Source organism: Acinetobacter sp. V2 (assembly GCF_001188385.1).
GTDB classification, from domain to species: domain Bacteria; phylum Pseudomonadota; class Gammaproteobacteria; order Pseudomonadales; family Moraxellaceae; genus Acinetobacter; species Acinetobacter oleivorans.
Genome location: NZ_JZFB01000009.1, coordinates 11,636 through 27,484, shown reverse-complemented (window position 1 = coordinate 27,484; position 15,849 = coordinate 11,636). Strand labels below are relative to the sequence as shown.

Sequence of the window (15,849 nt, the reverse complement as noted above, 5' to 3'; positions counted from 1 at the left end):
CCTCGTACCGTCTTAGAAGCAATGTCTATGGGACGAGCTATTATTACAACGGATGCTCCTGGATGTAGAGAAACTGTAGAGCACGATGGAAATGGTTATTTAGTTGAAGTAAAGTCTGTCACTAGCTTAGAGATGGCAATGAAAAAGTTTATTCAGAATCCTGAATTGGCCGAAATTATGGGAACACGCTCTAGAGAAATTGCATTACATAAATATGATGTACATCAAGTGAATCATCATATGATGACAGAAATGGGAATTAAATAAGTGTTAAAACGTTTACTTGATATCATTATTGCTTCTGTAGCATTAATTCTACTTTCACCTTTATATTTTTATGTTGCATATAAAGTGAAAAAAAACTTAGGTTCTCCAGTATTGTTCCGCCAAGTTCGCCCAGGTTTACATGGGAAGCCGTTTGAAATGATTAAGTTTCGAACAATGAAAGACGCAACAGATGCACAGGGTAATCCTTTACCTGATAGTGAGCGTCTAACGCCATTTGGTAAAATGCTTCGTTCAAGCAGTTTGGATGAAATGCCTGAGCTTTGGAACGTGATTAAAGGTGATATGAGCATTGTTGGACCACGCCCTTTGCTTATGGAATATTTACCACTTTATAACAAAGAACAAGCCAAGCGCCATGATGTACGACCAGGAATGACTGGTCACGCCCAAGTTAATGGACGTAATGCGATTAGCTGGGATGAAAAATTTAAGCTTGATACATGGTACGTAGAAAACAGATCGCTTTGGTTGGACTTTAAAATAATGCTACAAACCGTTAAAAAAGTAATCGCTAAAGATGATATCAATGAAGCTGGCGAGGCGACGATGACCAAGTTTACAGGTTCAAAGTCGGAAGCAGATAAATGAGTAACCAGATCTATGCGATTTATGGTGCTTCAGGCTGTGGTCGCAGTCTGATGCCTGTTGCAAGACAACAGCTTCAACGTCAGGGTATTGCAGCAGAAATTTATTTTATTGATGATAGTTTACAAGAAGAAAAGATAGTAAACGGACATACAGCTGTGAACTATCAAACTTTTAAATCAATAGAATGTTCTAATAAGTATGTATTAATTGCTATTGCGAATAGTCAAATCCGTGAAAAAATTGCCAATCAGTTGATTGCTGATGGTATTAAACTTTGGTCCGTACAAGCTGATAATTCAGTAATTATGGATAACGTTGAAATCAGTGAGGGTGCTGCACTAAGCCCTTTTGTTTCAATTACATCAAATATAAAAATCGGTAAATGTTTTCATGCTAATTTATACAGTTATGTTGAGCATGACTGTGTGATTGGTGACTACGTTACATTTGCTCCAGGTGTTAAATGTAATGGCAATATTCGTATTGAAGACCATGCATACATCGGTGCTGGAGCCGTCATTAAACAGGGTACACCTGATAAGCCTTTAGTGATTGGTAAAGGCGCTGTTGTTGGGATGGGTGCTGTAGTGACTAAAAGTGTAGCAGCTGGCGTAACAGTCGTTGGTAACCCCGCCAGAATTTTAGAAAGAAAGTAAGAAGTATTTTTTATTAGGAAATCAGAATGTTAAACACTGCATTTGAACCATGGCCAAGTTTTACTACAGAAGAAGCTGACGCAGTCAAAAATGTATTACTATCAAATAAAGTAAATTATTGGACTGGTCAAGAATGTAGAATCTTTGAAAAAGAATTTGCCGAATTTTCTGGTACAAAATATGCGGTAGCTTTGGCAAATGGTACCGTGGCACTAGATGTTGCATTAAAAGCTTTAGACATTGGTGCAGGTGATGATGTTATTGTGACATCCCGTACCTTTCTTGCTTCAGCAAGTTCTATTGTAACGGCGGGCGCTAATCCTGTTTTTGCCGATGTAGAATTAGATTCTCAAAACATTTCACGACGTACGATTGAAGCTGTCATTACACCAAATACGAAAGCAATTATTTGTGTACATTTGGCCGGTTGGATGTGCGATATGGATCCGATTATGCAGCTTGCTGCTGAGCGTGGCATCTATGTTATTGAAGATTGCGCACAGGCTCATGGTGCAAAATATAAAGGTAAGGCTGCAGGATCAATCGGTCATATTTCTGCTTGGTCTTTTTGCCAAGATAAAATTATGACAACTGGTGGTGAGGGCGGTATGGTCACCACAAATGATGAAGCACTGTGGAAGAAAATGTGGTCATATAAGGACCATGGGAAAAGCTACGATAGTATTTATAATAAACAACATCCTCCAGGTTTCCGCTGGTTGCATGACTCATTTGGTACCAACTGGCGGATGATGGAAATGCAAGCGGTTATTGGTCGAATTCAGTTAACACGTATGACTGAATGGACAAGAAAGCGTACTGAAAATGCAGAAAAGATTTTAAAAGCGTTTGAAAATTCTCCTTACTTTAACGTTCATATCCCTTCTGATGATTATGTACATGCATATTATAAATGTTATGTACAAGTGAATTTAGAGACGTTGCCAGAAAGTTGGTCACGTGATCGTATAATGCAAGAAATTAATGCCCAAGATGTGCCTTGTTTTAGCGGCTCTTGTTCTGAAGTTTATTTAGAGCATGCTTTCGATGGTACCCCATGGCGTCCAGAAAAACGTTTGGAAAATGCACAGCAATTAGGTGAGACAAGCTTAATGTTCTTGGTGCATCCGACTTTAAGCCAAGATAGTATAGAAAAGACAATAAGTGCAATTAATGCGATTAGTAGAGCTATACAATCATAAAAATGTGAAGCTATTCACATAGCTTTCTTTTGAATTATGATCTGATTTAAAGTTATGTAACCGCTGCGTAAATTTTATTTCTAGTTATATAAGAAATGAGTATAAATACCGCACGGTTACTACAACGATTAGAAGAGTATTGTGAAAAAGATTATTTATCAGTTTGCGTCTGCCCCAAGACTTGCCAAACAATGTTTTTTGGTTCTTGTAGACCTTTTTGCGTTTCCTGTTATTTTGTGGCTATGTTACGCCATTCGTCTATTTGATTTAGGCGCGGAAGTTATCCCAGGCATTAACTATGGAGTAGCGATCGTTACTATCGTTGCTATTTTAAGTTTAATGATCACAGGGGTATATCGCTTTATTGTCCGTACTTTTAATGAAGCCTTTATTGCAAAATTAGCGCTTGCTGTTGCCCTGATGGTGGTTGTTTTATATAGCCTAAATGCATTCTCGGCAGCTTTTGTTCCGACTTCAATTCCATTGATGTTTGGTTTCTTAATGTTTAGTTGGGTTTGGTGTAGCCGTGCATTTATCCGTTTTATTGTAAAGGCTACATTACTCACAGGTGAAGAGAGAAAGCGTATCGCAATTTATGGTGCGGGTGATGCTGGTCAGCAAATTGCAGCTGTGCTTTATCGTTCTGGTAACCATTTACCTGTTTTCTTCATTGATGATAATCCATCTTTACAAGACCATATGGTTGGTGGTTTAAAAGTACTATCTTTAGAAAAAGCCTTACAACGGTTTGAAAAATATAAAACTGATGAAATTTTACTAGCATTACCTTCAGTAGGTCGCGTACGTAAAAGTGAAATTATCCAACAGCTAGAACCTGCACATCTTAAAATTACTGAACTACCTGGCCTTACTCAGTTGGTTGATGGTGAACTAAAAGTTGCTGATATTCGTGAAGTAGATATTGTTGATTTATTGGGACGTGACCCAGTACCTCCTGTAGATCATTTACTTGCAAAAAATATTCATAATAAAATCGTGATGGTAACAGGTGCCGGTGGTTCAATTGGCTCCGAGTTGTGTCGACAAATTATTAAAAATCAGCCTAAGATGTTGATTATTTATGAAATTACTGAATTTGCACTTTACAGTATTGATAGAGAGTTACGTCTAACCGCTCAATGTGAAATTGTTCCAATTTTAGGTACTGTTCAGGATCAACAAAAATTAGAGCGTATTATTGAGCAATACAGCGTACAAACTGTTTATCACGCTGCCGCTTATAAACATGTACCTTTAGTAGAATGTAATCCAATTGCAGGATTAAAGAACAATGCGATTGGAACAGCGAATAGTTTAAATGCAGCTGTGAAAAAGGGTGTGGAGACATTCGTTCTCATCTCGACTGATAAAGCTGTGCGTCCAACCAATGTTATGGGCGCCTCAAAACGCATGGCCGAACTTTATTGTCAGGCGATGGCTGAAGCTCAAAAGCAAACTCAAATTAGTATTGTACGTTTTGGTAATGTATTAGGTTCTTCGGGTTCTGTAGTGCCGTTATTTAAACATCAGATTGCAAAAGGTGGTCCTATTACTGTGACTCACCCGGATGTAACACGCTACTTCATGACTATTCCTGAAGCATCTCAGTTGGTTATTCAAGCTGGTGCGTTAGGCAAAGGTGGAGATGTCTTTTTACTTGATATGGGGGAGCCTGTTCGTATTCAGGATTTAGCTCGACAAATGATTTCTTTAAGTGGCTTAACTGTTCGTGAAAAAGACTCAGTTCAAGGGGATATCGAAATTCGCTATAGCGGATTACGCCCAGGAGAAAAACTTTACGAAGAATTGTTAATTGATCAAGAAAATACTGAATATACCGAGCACAGTAGAATTCTTCGATCATTTGAAAAGTTCTACCCACTCACTGAAATTCAAGAAGTTTTTGATCGAGTTAATAATATGACTGCTGTTCAAAAAGATATTGATTGGGCTCTTTGTCAACTCGAACACTATGTTGATGGTTATAAACGTAGTAAAGATATTATGGTTAATTAGAGAGTGAATGTGTGATTAAAAAGGCAGTTTTACCTGTAGCTGGATTAGGTACACGTTTTTTACCAGCAAGTAAGTCAATTCCCAAAGAAATGGTTACAGTGGTTGATCGTCCTGCAATTGAATATGTAGTGCGTGAAGCTGTAGAGGCTGGAATTGAGCAAATTATTTTGGTAACTCATTCATCTAAGGCATCAATTGAAAATTATTTTGATCGAAACTTTGAACTAGAAACGACTCTAGAGCAAAAGAAAAAGTTCGATTTACTTGAAGAAATTACGCAGATTATTCCATCTCATGTAAGTGTGGTAAGTGTAAGACAACCTCAGCCTTTAGGTTTAGGACATGCGGTTTTATGTGCAAAAAGTATTGTTGGGCAAGATGACTTTGCTGTGTTATTGCCAGATGTATTGGTGCAAGACAACTCAGGAAAAAATGATTTATCACGTATGATTTCACGCTATGAATCAAGTCAAGCTGCTCAAATCATGGTTGAGGCAGTACCAGATCATCTTGTAGATCAGTATGGAATTGTTGATGTAAAGCAGAGCCCAAATGAGGGTGAAAGTATTGATATGCAGGGAATTATCGAAAAACCTGCTATAGGTACTGCACCTTCTAATTTATCTGTGGTGGGGCGTTATATTTTACCTGCTAAGATTATGCAGCTTTTGGAAAATACTCCGAAAGGCGCGGGCAATGAAATTCAGTTAACTGATGCTATTGCGATGCTTCAAGAAACTGATACCGTTGAAGCCTATCGGATGCAAGGCCAAACTTTTGACTGTGGCAGTAAGCTCGGTTATTTGAAAGCTGTACTACATTATGGTGTTGCACACCCTAAGTTAGGATTAGAATTTAAACAGCTGATTCAAGAACTTAAATTATAAAGTTTTGTAGTTCTGCTTAAGTATTTGTAAAAACTACTGAATATAGTAGCTGAGCAGTATATTCTCTTCCTGTAACGGGAAGAGAAATCTATAAAATACGAAAAAAATCAGGTGTGCAATGAAAATCGCAGTATTTGGAACAACGTTACATGCCGGTGTGATGGCAGCACTATTAGCTGAATATGGTAATCAAATTTACTGGTGTACTAGTGTCACTTGTGAAGAAAATATTTCTGTACTTTCATATCAAGATCAAGACGTAAATAATTATTTAAATAAGCAGCGAAAAGCGGGGTTTTTAAAAGAAAGTGCTTTTTCTGAGATTCCTTTAGATATTGAAGTTTATTTATTTTGCTTTAGTCCAACACAAATTGAACTTGCGTTAAAAACAGTTGAGAAGTTGAGCGAACGACCTATTGTTCATCCTCGATTAATGATTAATGGTTCTACTTTTGGTTTGCATGGTACGGAGAAATTAAAACAACATTTGCCAAAAGATGAGTGGGTTTACCTTCCTGATGTGATTCAGGAAGGTAATGCTATCAACAGTGTATTGAATGTAAAACATGTCATTGTTGGTGTTGAATCTAGGGATGCAAGTGAAACCATGCAAGAGTTATTGCGCCCTTTTTTCCAATTTAGTTATCAATATTTATTTATGCCGATTTTAGATGCTGAGTTCACCAAACTGAGTATTTCAGGCATGTTGGCTACCCGCATTAGTTATATGAATGACTTGGCTATGGTCGCTGAAAAGTTAGGTATTGATATTGCGAATGTAAAGCATGGTATCGCTGCTGACACACGTATTGGTGCTGCATATTTATCGCCGGGTGTCGGATTTGGCGGTGAGAACTTTTCGCATGATATTTTAACACTTTCGAGTACTGTGTCTGAAACTGGAACAAAAAGCCGCCTTTTAGAACAGGTTTGGGCGATTAACGAGCAGCAGAAAGAAATTTTATTTCGTAAGTTATGGAATTATTATCACTGTAGTCTAAATGGCAAAACAGTTGCGATTTGGGGAGCTTCTTTTAAAGAAAATACTTCGAATATACATAACTCACCGATTCATATTTTATTAGCTGCATTATGGGCACAGGGGGTAATAGTACGTCTGCATGACCCTCAAGCTTTAGATGAAATAGCTGCAACTTATGGGCATCGTGAAGATTTAATTTTATGTACGGACCAATATGAGGCGGTACGAGATGCTCATGCGCTATGTCTAGTCACGGCATGGAAGCAATATTGGAGTCCTGACTTTAAGCAACTACAACAGTTAATGAAGCATCCTTTAATTTTAGATGGACGTAATATTTATGATCCTGCGTATGTAAAGGCGAAAGGTTTTGCTTATGAAGGAGTAGGTCGCTTATGAGTAAATCAATTGAGCAATTTTCACAGGAATTAGTCTCACCTTTAACTCATCTTCAAACTCTGGGTGAAAAAAACTCAAAATTACATATAAAAGAGTTATTTGCTTTAGAGCCAGATCGTTTTCAAAATTATTCTGTAAAATTTGATCAATTATTTTTTGATTATAGTAAGCACCGCTTAACCAAAGATATTCTGGGACAGTTAATAGCTCTTGCAAATACTAAAAATTTAACTGAATGGATTAATCGCCTTTTTTCAAAAAATAAAATTAACTGTACTGAGCAACGTGAGGCAATGCACTGGGCACTACGTTTGCCTGTTAACTATTCGAAGTTCCCAGATTTAACAGAACAAGTTCATAGTCAGTTACAACGTATGTATGCCTTAGTGGAAAAAATCCATGCAGGGCAATATCGGGGTTCAACTGGTGAGGTGATTCAAGATGTTGTTAATATTGGGGTGGGTGGTTCTGATTTAGGACCACAAATGGTCACGCATGCTTTATCTGATTTTAAGGTAAAAACCGCTAAACCTTTAAATATTCACTTTGTGTCTACGATGGACGGTAGTCAGTTATCTGAGTTGCTCCACCAACTTCGTCCTGAAACAACTTTGTTTATTATTTCATCTAAATCTTTTGGTACGATTGATACCTTATCAAATGCACAAACAGTTCGTCAGTGGCTTGAAAAGGCATTAGGAACACATGCTCGTGTATTAAAAAGTCACTTTATTGGTGTATCTACAAAATCTGACAAAATGTCTGAATGGGGAATCGCGCCTGAAAACCAGTTACTACTGTGGGACTGGGTAGGTGGGCGTTATTCTTTATGGTCTTGTATCGGTTTACCTATTGCTTTGACGATTGGTGTGGAAGGCTTCCAGCAACTTTTAGCAGGTGCTCATGCCGTCGATGAGCATTTTCAAAATACGAGTTTTGATCAAAATATTCCGGTTTTGATGGCATTATTAGGAATCTGGAATAATAACTTTTTAAATATTCAGACCCATGCAGTATTACCCTATGATGGGCGATTAAAGTATTTTGCAGCTTATTTGCAACAGCTAGAAATGGAATCTAATGGGAAGTCAGTACAGCGTAATGGGTTGAAAGTTGAGCTTGATACTTGCCCTATTATATGGGGCGAAGTTGGACCTAATGCACAGCATGCTTTCTATCAGTTGTTACATCAAGGTTCTCAAGCAGTAAGCTGTGATTTTATTGCGCCAATTCAACGTTATAACGCAGATCATTTTACCTATGTTGAAAATGCAGAAGCTCTCGTTGAACAACATCATCTTGCACTGTCAAATTGTTTAGCACAATCAAGATTATTAGCCTTTGGTAATGAAGCTCTAGACCCAACTGAATTAGAGAATTTACCAATTTATAAGCAATATGAGGGTAATCAGCCAAGTTCTACATTATTATTAGATGAGTTAAACCCGTATAATTTAGGAATACTGATTGCTTTATATGAACATAAAGTTTTTGTACAGTCCGTGATTTGGAATATTAATCCATTTGATCAATGGGGAGTTGAGAAAGGTAAACAGATTGCTGATCAGTTACTTCCGATTTTAAATGGTATTCAAAATGACCTTTCAACACTTGATGCTTCAACGCGTGGATTAATTAAAATATTATTAGGAAAAGTAGATGGCTAAAATTTTAGTCATGGGACGTAGAATATATTGGTTTACACATATGTGTTGAGCAATTATTGCAAAAGTTGTCCCAGAGTGGTCAATCGCATTGCTTCGTTATTTTAATCCAGTAGGTGTACATAAGAGCGGACGTATTGGTGAAGATCCACAAGGTATTCCAAATAGTTTATGCCATATGTGACTCAAGTTGCTATTGGCAGCCTCAATATGGCTTAGAAGATATGCTTGCTGATAGCTGGAATTGGCAGAAGCAGAATCCTAATGGATATAATTAAATAGCAATAAAAAAGGAGCTTATAGCTCCTTTTTTATTATGAATTAGTTCTGAATCAACCCAGTCAGCTCATCTATATAATGCTGCATTGGTTGGGCTTGGCGATCCGCACGGCTTTCAATGTTGAGACGTAATAACGGTTCAGTATTTGAAGCGCGTACATTAAAGCGCCATGCACCAAAATCTAGACTTACACCATCGGTACGGTCAATTTCTGGGTTTTGTTCGGCATAGAAATCGAAAATCTTTTGAATAGTGATTTGTGTATCAGCCACTTTAAAGTTGATTTCACCACTGCAAGGGAACTTGGTAATCATATTTTCAACGAGCGTTGAAAGAGATTTTCCTGTTTCAGAAAGTAGGGCAACGGTGAGTAACCATGGAATCATCCCGCTGTCGCAGTAAGCAAAGTCACGGAAATAGTGATGTGCACTCATTTCTCCGCCATATACGGCATTGTGTTCACGCATCACGTCTTTAATGAATGCATGACCAGATTTTGACTGTACAGCAACACCTTTATATTCATCTACGATATCAAATGTGTTCCACACTAAACGTGGGTCATGAACAATTTTTTCGCCTGACTGTTTAATCAAGAAAGCTTGAGCTAATAGACCAACAATATAGTAACCTTCAATGAACTGTCCCTTTTCATCAAATAAGAAACAGCGGTCAAAGTCGCCGTCCCAAGCAATTCCCATATCTGCTTTATGCTCAATTACAGCATTTCGAGTGCTGTCACGGTTTTCAATTAAAATTGGGTTAGGAATTCCATTTGGGAAAGTACCATCTGCTTCATGGTGAATTTTAATAAATTCAACTGGTACATTAAGCGCTTTAAATTTTTCTTCAATGGCATCAATCACATGGCCCGCAGCTCCATTACCAGCATTTACCACTAACTTAAGTGGGCGGATTTTTGCAGGTTCAATATAGGTGATTAAGTGATCAACAAACTCAGGTAAAATGTTATAGGTTTGAGTTGTACCTTTTTGGCTAACTTCTTCAAAGTTATTGGTTTCTGCTAAAGCCTGAATTTCTTTTAAACCGGTATCAGCACTAATTGGACGAGCATTTTCTCGAACTAATTTCATGCCGTTATAGTCCATTGGGTTATGACTAGCGGTAACTTCAATTCCACCTTGTACATCTAAGTGGAAAGCGGCGAAGTAAACTTCTTCAGTACCTGTCATGCCCAAATCAAGAACATTAACACCCGCGTCATTTAAACCACGGATGGTCGCTTGTTTTAAATCTTCACTACTTAGACGAATATCACAACCGACTACTACAGTCTTTGGTTTATAGATTTGTCCGTAAGCGCGGCCAATTTTATAGGCGATTTCTTCATTCAATTCGGTGCCGAGTTTGCCTCGGATATCATAAGCTTTAAAACACGTTAAAGTAGTCATTATTCAGTTCAATACAAATGAATTAAGTTTTGAGCATTATTATACATTTCTTAATAAATGGTTATGTTTATAGTTTTTATATTCAAGTTTTACGCTTCATTTCTGTAGCTCAGATTTAAATTTATAAGAATACTTTTTACGACTTTAGTCTAATAAATAAAATCATAAGTTCGAAATAGCTTGATTTTGCTAACCACTATTGGTCATACCAATTATAGTGGTTATTTAATGATTGATCTTGCTAATGTCTGTGTTTATGATGCGACCTATGGTTTAAGGAATAACATTTGCACTTAATTTTTTAATTGGTCATACCAATTGTGTTGAATGTTTAAGAGTTTAAGGTACAAAAATTCGCCCCGGCATTTCAAGGAGATGACAATGCTCAATATGTGGCAACAACTTTATGACCCTTTAAATAATATTTGGCTGTCCAGCGCGGTTGCATTAATCCCGATTATTTTCTTCTTTTTGGCGTTGGCTGTTTTTCGTTTAAAAGGGAGTATCGCGGGTACGGGCACAGTCATTATTGCATTATTGATTGCTCTCTTTTTCTATCAAATGCCGGGTCAAATGGCCTTTGCGTCAATCATTTATGGTTTCTTCTACGGTCTATGGCCAATTTCATGGATCATTATTGGGGCAGTTTTTCTATACAAGATTTCGGTAAAAACAGGCCAGTTTGAAGTTATCCGCTCAAGCATTTTGTCAATTACCGAAGATCAACGTCTGCAAATGTTACTCGTTGGTTTTGCATTTGGTACTTTCCTTGAAGGAGCAGCGGGTTTTGGTGCTCCTGTGGCAATTACGGCTGCACTCCTTGTAGGTTTAGGCTTTAAACCTCTTTACGCAGCTGGTTTATGCTTGATTGTAAATACAGCACCAGTTGCATTTGGTGCAATGGGTATTCCAATTATTGTGGCGGGACAGGTTTCCGGTGTAGACACTATGGAAATTAGCCAGATGGTGGGTCGTCAGTTGCCATTTTTAACCATTATTGTGCTGTTCTGGATCATGGCGATTATGGATGGTTGGCGTGGTGTTAAAGAAACCTGGCCTGCTGTATTAGTGGGTGGTGGCGCTTTTGCGATTGCCCAATATCTTACATCTAACTTTATTGGCCCTGAATTACCAGATATTACCGCTGCAATTGCTTCATTGGTCAGCCTGACTGTGTTGTTCCGTTTCTGGAAACCAAAACATATTTTCCGCTTTGAACCTGAAGCTGGCCAAACTCTAATTCAGCAACCTACAACGGTTCAACGTTACAGTATTGGGAAAATTGCTAAGGCGTGGTCTCCATTTGCGATTTTAACAGTGATGGTGACCATCTGGAGCGTTAAACCATTTAAAGCATTATTTGCAAAAGATGGTGCTCTTGAGCACTGGATTTTTAAACTTGAAGTACCGTATTTGCATAAATTGGTCGAAAAAATGCCGCCGATTGTGGCAGAGATGAAACCATACGAAGCGATTTATAAGTTTGACTGGTTCTCTGCAACAGGTACGGCAATTTTTATTGCTGCAATCATCACTGCTATTTTCTTGAAAATGAAAGCAAGTGAGGCCGTAACGACTTTTGGTGAAACACTCAATGAGTTAAAAACACCAATTTACTCGATTGGTATGGTGTTGGCGTTTGCTTTTATTGCGAACTATTCAGGTTTATCTGCAACTTTAGCTTTGGCTCTATCGCATACAGGTCATGCGTTTACTTTCTTCTCGCCATTTTTGGGTTGGCTTGGTGTGTTCCTTACAGGTTCAGATACCTCTTCAAATGCTTTGTTCTCAGCATTACAGGCGACCACAGCTCAGCAGATTGGTATTCCAGAAGTGTTATTGGTGGCTGCTAATACCAGTGGTGGTGTAACCGGTAAGATGATTTCTCCACAGTCGATTGCGATTGCGTGTGCAGCGGTAGGCTTAGTTGGAAAAGAGTCTGACTTGTTCCGTTTCACGGTAAAACATAGCATCATATTCACTGTCTTTGTTGGCATCATTATTACGGTTCAGGCTTATCTGGTTCCGTGGATGATTCCATAACTCCAGTGAAGGAAACGCGATGAGAATCTCCGATCAAGTGGTCATGAAATTGCAGGCATTAATTGAAGAGCGGCACATGAAAAAAGGTGACCGTTTGCCTGCCGAACGCCAGCTTGCAACAAGTTTAGGGGTTTCTCGTCCGTCTTTGCGTGAGGCAATTCAACAGCTCAATAGTCAAGGTGTGCTCAGTAGCCGCCGTGGCGATGGGACTTATATTCAGCAGTTACCTGAACAATGGCCACAGCAACTGATTGTGAACCCAATTAGTAACCTGATTGAAGAAGATCCGCTTTACCGTTTTGATGTGCAAGAGGCGCGGTTATTACTTGAAGGTGGTACGGCATGGTATGCCGCGTTACGCTCAACGCCTGAAGACCGCGCCAAAATTCATCATTATTTTAATGAAATTAGTCGCCATCAAAATGCGGGTGACTCAGCACAGGCTGCTGTGGCAGATGCTGAATTCCACTTAGCAATTGCTGATGCCTCCCACAATGTGGTGCTGATTCAAATGATGCGCAGCTTGTTTGATTTGCTGCAATACAACGTCTTGTTAGGGCGTAAAAAAGTTTATAACGACCCAGTCAATGGTGACTTGCTGAGCGAGCAGCATTTTCAGGTGATGGATGCTATTGATCGTAAAGATCCCGAGGCCGCACGCCAAGCTGTCTGCGGTCATATTGAATTTGTGATTAATCATGTGCGTTCTCTGGATGAAGATGAAGCTCGCCAGAAACGTGCAAATCGTTTAAATAGAGTTGATTCAAAATGATTATTTCTTCTGGCAATGATTATCGTGCTGCGGCACAACGTCGCTTACCTCCATTTTTATTTCACTACATTGATGGTGGAGCGTATTCGGAATATACCTTAAAGCGTAACGTACAAGATTTGTCAGAAATTGCATTGCGTCAACGTGTGCTCAATGACATGTCAGCGTTAAGTTTAGAGACAAAACTGTTTAACGAAACTTTGTCTATGCCGGTTGCATTAGCTCCTGTGGGTTTAACAGGTATGTATGCACGCCGTGGTGAAGTGCAGGCCGCGATGGCAGCCGACAAAAAGGGCATTCCATTTACGCTTTCAACGGTTTCTGTTTGTCCGATTGAGGAAGTTGCACCTGCAATTAACCGTCCGATGTGGTTCCAGCTTTATGTATTACGTGACCGTGGTTTTATGCGTAATGCTTTGGAACGTGCAAAAGCGGCGGGTTGTTCAACACTGGTGTTTACCGTAGATATGCCTGTGCCGGGTGCACGTTACCGTGATGCCCATTCGGGTATGAGTGGACCAAATGCTGCGATGCGCCGTTATATGCAGTCTATGTTCCATCCACATTGGTCGTGGAATGTCGGCTTAATGGGGCGTCCGCATGACTTGGGCAATATCTCTAAATATTTAGGTAAACCAACTGGGCTTGAAGATTATATTGGTTGGTTAGGCTCGAACTTTGACCCATCAATTTCATGGAAAGACCTTGAGTGGATCCGTGAGTTTTGGGATGGTCCAATGGTGATTAAAGGTATTTTAGACCCTGAAGATGCCAAAGATGCTGTACGTTTTGGTGCAGATGGAATTGTGGTATCGAACCATGGTGGTCGTCAGTTAGATGGCGTGATGTCTTCTGCTCGAGCATTGCCTGCAATTGCTGATGCAGTTAAAGGTGATTTGGCGATTTTGGCTGACTCAGGCATTCGTAATGGCCTTGATGTGGTGCGTATGTTAGCACTCGGTGCCGATACGGTTTTACTTGGTCGTGCGTTTGTTTATGCTTTGGCAGCAGCAGGTGGGCAAGGTGTGTCGAACTTGCTTGATTTGATTGATAAGGAAATGCGTGTTGCGATGACGCTTACAGGTGCTAAGTCGATTTCGGATATTAATGCAGATTGTTTAGTACAGGCGATGAAGCAAGGTTTTTAAGAAATAACTTTTTAAGTGAAGCAATAAGTACAGCCTCACAATTTGGTGATTTGCTAAAGTTTTGTGTCTAGATATTTGTCACTTTTGAAAGGTCAAAAGTAACCAAAAACCTTTTGTTGAGCAAACAATACTACCTTGTACAGTTGCTCAACAGGCGGCATCCCTGCCGCCAACGCGTAGCCAATTGAGTTAAGAGATTAGCTGCTGGTGCTAAGCGTCACTTACAGCCTGCGTGGTGTGAGCAAGGTTTTGTTTTTGCAATGTAATTTGAAAAATGGATACAACGAATAGGTTCTGTAAGTGACAGTGCCTTTGGTCTTGCGTGACTTTAGCCGCCACTCAGGGCAAAACCAAAGTAACAGAATGAGCTGCTTACATCGAACTTTTCTCTGTAAGACTCTGTCATGTTTCTCTAAATTTAAAAAACAATGTGATATGGATGACCAAAAGGAAACCATCATGCAAACATTTTCTCCTCAAGTAGTGATCGAACGTTTACAAAACATTGTAGGGCGTTCGCATGTTTTGACCGATTATCAAAGCACGCGTCAGTATCGTCAAGGTCGTCGTTTTGGTGAGGGGAAAGTACTTGCTGTGGTGGTGCCAGGAACCTTGCTAGAGCAATGGCAGGTGCTCCAAGCTGCGATTGACGCAGACTGTATTGTGATTATGCAGGCAGCAAATACAGGACTCACTGGTGGTTCAACGCCTTATGGCGATGATTATGATCGTCCTGTTTTGGTCATGAGTACGCGTCGTTTAAAAGGCATTCAAGTCATTCATGACGGTAAGCAAGTGATTTGTTTACCGGGTGCGACCTTAGATAATTTAGAGCAAATTTTAAAGGGCTATGACCGTGAGCCACATTCAGTAATTGGTTCATCTTGTATTGGTGCATCAGTACTTGGCGGTGTGTGTAATAACTCGGGCGGTGCCTTGGTACGCCGTGGTCCTGCGTATACTGAACTGGCGTTATATGCTCAAGTGAATGCTGCTGGTCAATTAGAACTAGTGAACCATTTGGGGGTGAATTTAGGCTCGACTCCTGAAGAAATTTTGACACGTTTAGAGAAGCAGAAATATCAAGCCGTAGATATTTTAGATGACAATGAAAAGCAGGCATCGGACCATCGTTATGCGCATGATGTGACGCAAGTTGATGAAGATACGCCTGCTCGTTTTAATGCAGACCCGTCACGTTTGTTTGAGGCTTCGGGTTCGGCAGGTAAAGTCTGTGTGTTTGCGGTTCGTCTTGATACTTATGAAAAAGTAGAGAGTAAGGTCTTTTATATTGGTACTAATGATGCCGATGATTTAACAGCGATTCGCCGTTATTTACTGACCTCACTACCAAGCTTGCCGATTGCGGGCGAATATATTCACCGAGATGCTTATTTAATTGGTGAAAAGTACGGAAAAGACACGTTCTTATTTATTGAAAAGTTTGGTACAGCCAATGTTCCCAAAGCTTTTGCGATGAAAGATAAAATCGATGGTTTCTTAGAACGATTT

General features: G+C 39.4%; 13 protein-coding genes and 1 pseudogene. 13 read left to right on the top strand and 1 reads right to left on the bottom strand.

Features of this window, described 5'->3' with window-relative positions:
• The 9 genes and pseudogenes from UC75_RS22335 to UC75_RS19110 all read left to right on the top strand — a co-directional run.
• On the top strand, positions 1–267 hold a 267-nt coding region (locus tag UC75_RS22335; RefSeq protein ID WP_228137483.1), incomplete at its 5' end, for a glycosyltransferase.
• The gene (locus tag UC75_RS17510; protein WP_049838316.1) at positions 268–876 is read left to right on the top strand and encodes a sugar transferase; all 609 of its coding nucleotides are present in this window, start codon (positions 268–270) and stop codon (positions 874–876) included.
• Positions 873–1,532: a NeuD/PglB/VioB family sugar acetyltransferase gene (locus tag UC75_RS17505; protein WP_049838315.1), complete on the top strand. Its 660-nt coding sequence runs from the start codon at positions 873–875 to the stop codon at positions 1,530–1,532. Before UC75_RS17510 ends, UC75_RS17505 begins: the two co-directional genes overlap by 4 nt.
• A 26-nt stretch (positions 1,533–1,558) precedes the next feature.
• Complete coding sequence (locus UC75_RS17500) at positions 1,559–2,734, top strand: DegT/DnrJ/EryC1/StrS family aminotransferase (protein WP_049838314.1); 1,176 nt, start codon at positions 1,559–1,561, stop codon at positions 2,732–2,734.
• 141 nt (positions 2,735–2,875) lie between these two features.
• On the top strand, positions 2,876–4,750 hold the full coding sequence (locus UC75_RS17495) for a polysaccharide biosynthesis protein (RefSeq protein WP_049838313.1): 1,875 nt from the start codon (positions 2,876–2,878) through the stop codon (positions 4,748–4,750).
• 11 nt (positions 4,751–4,761) lie between these two features.
• Positions 4,762–5,637 (top strand): UTP--glucose-1-phosphate uridylyltransferase GalU, encoded by an 876-nt coding sequence (gene galU / locus UC75_RS17490; protein WP_049838312.1) that lies wholly within the window; start codon positions 4,762–4,764, stop codon positions 5,635–5,637.
• 118 nt (positions 5,638–5,755) lie between these two features.
• Positions 5,756–7,018 (top strand): nucleotide sugar dehydrogenase, encoded by a 1,263-nt coding sequence (locus UC75_RS17485; protein ID WP_049838311.1) that lies wholly within the window; start codon positions 5,756–5,758, stop codon positions 7,016–7,018.
• Positions 7,015–8,685: a glucose-6-phosphate isomerase gene (gene pgi, locus UC75_RS17480; protein ID WP_049838310.1), complete on the top strand. Its 1,671-nt coding sequence runs from the start codon at positions 7,015–7,017 to the stop codon at positions 8,683–8,685. Before UC75_RS17485 ends, pgi begins: the two co-directional genes overlap by 4 nt.
• A gap of 38 nt (positions 8,686–8,723) precedes the next feature.
• Positions 8,724–8,883: pseudogene (locus tag UC75_RS19110) on the top strand (UDP-glucose 4-epimerase); the annotation flags it as partial.
• A 120-nt stretch (positions 8,884–9,003) separates the two neighbouring features.
• Here the strand turns inward: UC75_RS19110 and UC75_RS17475 are convergent.
• The gene (locus tag UC75_RS17475) at positions 9,004–10,374 is read right to left on the bottom strand and encodes a phosphomannomutase/phosphoglucomutase (protein WP_049838309.1); all 1,371 of its coding nucleotides are present in this window, start codon (positions 10,372–10,374) and stop codon (positions 9,004–9,006) included.
• A 375-nt stretch (positions 10,375–10,749) separates the two neighbouring features.
• Between UC75_RS17475 and lldP the strand changes: the two genes are divergently transcribed.
• The 4 genes from lldP to dld all read left to right on the top strand — a co-directional run.
• The gene (gene lldP / locus UC75_RS17470) at positions 10,750–12,417 is read left to right on the top strand and encodes an L-lactate permease (protein ID WP_171249513.1); all 1,668 of its coding nucleotides are present in this window, start codon (positions 10,750–10,752) and stop codon (positions 12,415–12,417) included.
• A gap of 19 nt (positions 12,418–12,436) precedes the next feature.
• Positions 12,437–13,189 carry a transcriptional regulator LldR gene (lldR, locus tag UC75_RS17465; protein WP_049838307.1) on the top strand — a complete coding sequence of 251 codons (753 nt, stop codon included), beginning with the start codon at positions 12,437–12,439 and terminating at the stop codon, positions 13,187–13,189.
• A complete protein-coding gene (lldD, locus tag UC75_RS17460; RefSeq protein ID WP_004706043.1) occupies positions 13,186–14,337 on the top strand; it encodes an FMN-dependent L-lactate dehydrogenase LldD in 1,152 nt (383 codons plus the stop codon). Before lldR ends, lldD begins: the two co-directional genes overlap by 4 nt.
• A 459-nt stretch (positions 14,338–14,796) precedes the next feature.
• On the top strand, positions 14,797–15,849 hold a 1,053-nt coding region (gene dld / locus UC75_RS22330; protein WP_228137482.1), incomplete at its 3' end, for a D-lactate dehydrogenase.

Coding starts and splice junctions, on each gene's coding strand:
- UC75_RS17505 (WP_049838315.1), top strand. CDS start 873: ATGAGTAACCAGATCTATGCGATTTATGGTGCTTCAGGCTGTGGTCGC.
- UC75_RS17500 (WP_049838314.1), top strand. CDS start 1,559: ATGTTAAACACTGCATTTGAACCATGGCCAAGTTTTACTACAGAAGAA.
- UC75_RS17485 (WP_049838311.1), top strand. CDS start 5,756: ATGAAAATCGCAGTATTTGGAACAACGTTACATGCCGGTGTGATGGCA.
- pgi (WP_049838310.1), top strand. CDS start 7,015: ATGAGTAAATCAATTGAGCAATTTTCACAGGAATTAGTCTCACCTTTA.
- UC75_RS17475 (WP_049838309.1), bottom strand. CDS start 10,374: ATGACTACTTTAACGTGTTTTAAAGCTTATGATATCCGAGGCAAACTC.
- lldP (WP_171249513.1), top strand. CDS start 10,750: ATGACAATGCTCAATATGTGGCAACAACTTTATGACCCTTTAAATAAT.
- lldR (WP_049838307.1), top strand. CDS start 12,437: ATGAGAATCTCCGATCAAGTGGTCATGAAATTGCAGGCATTAATTGAA.
- lldD (WP_004706043.1), top strand. CDS start 13,186: ATGATTATTTCTTCTGGCAATGATTATCGTGCTGCGGCACAACGTCGC.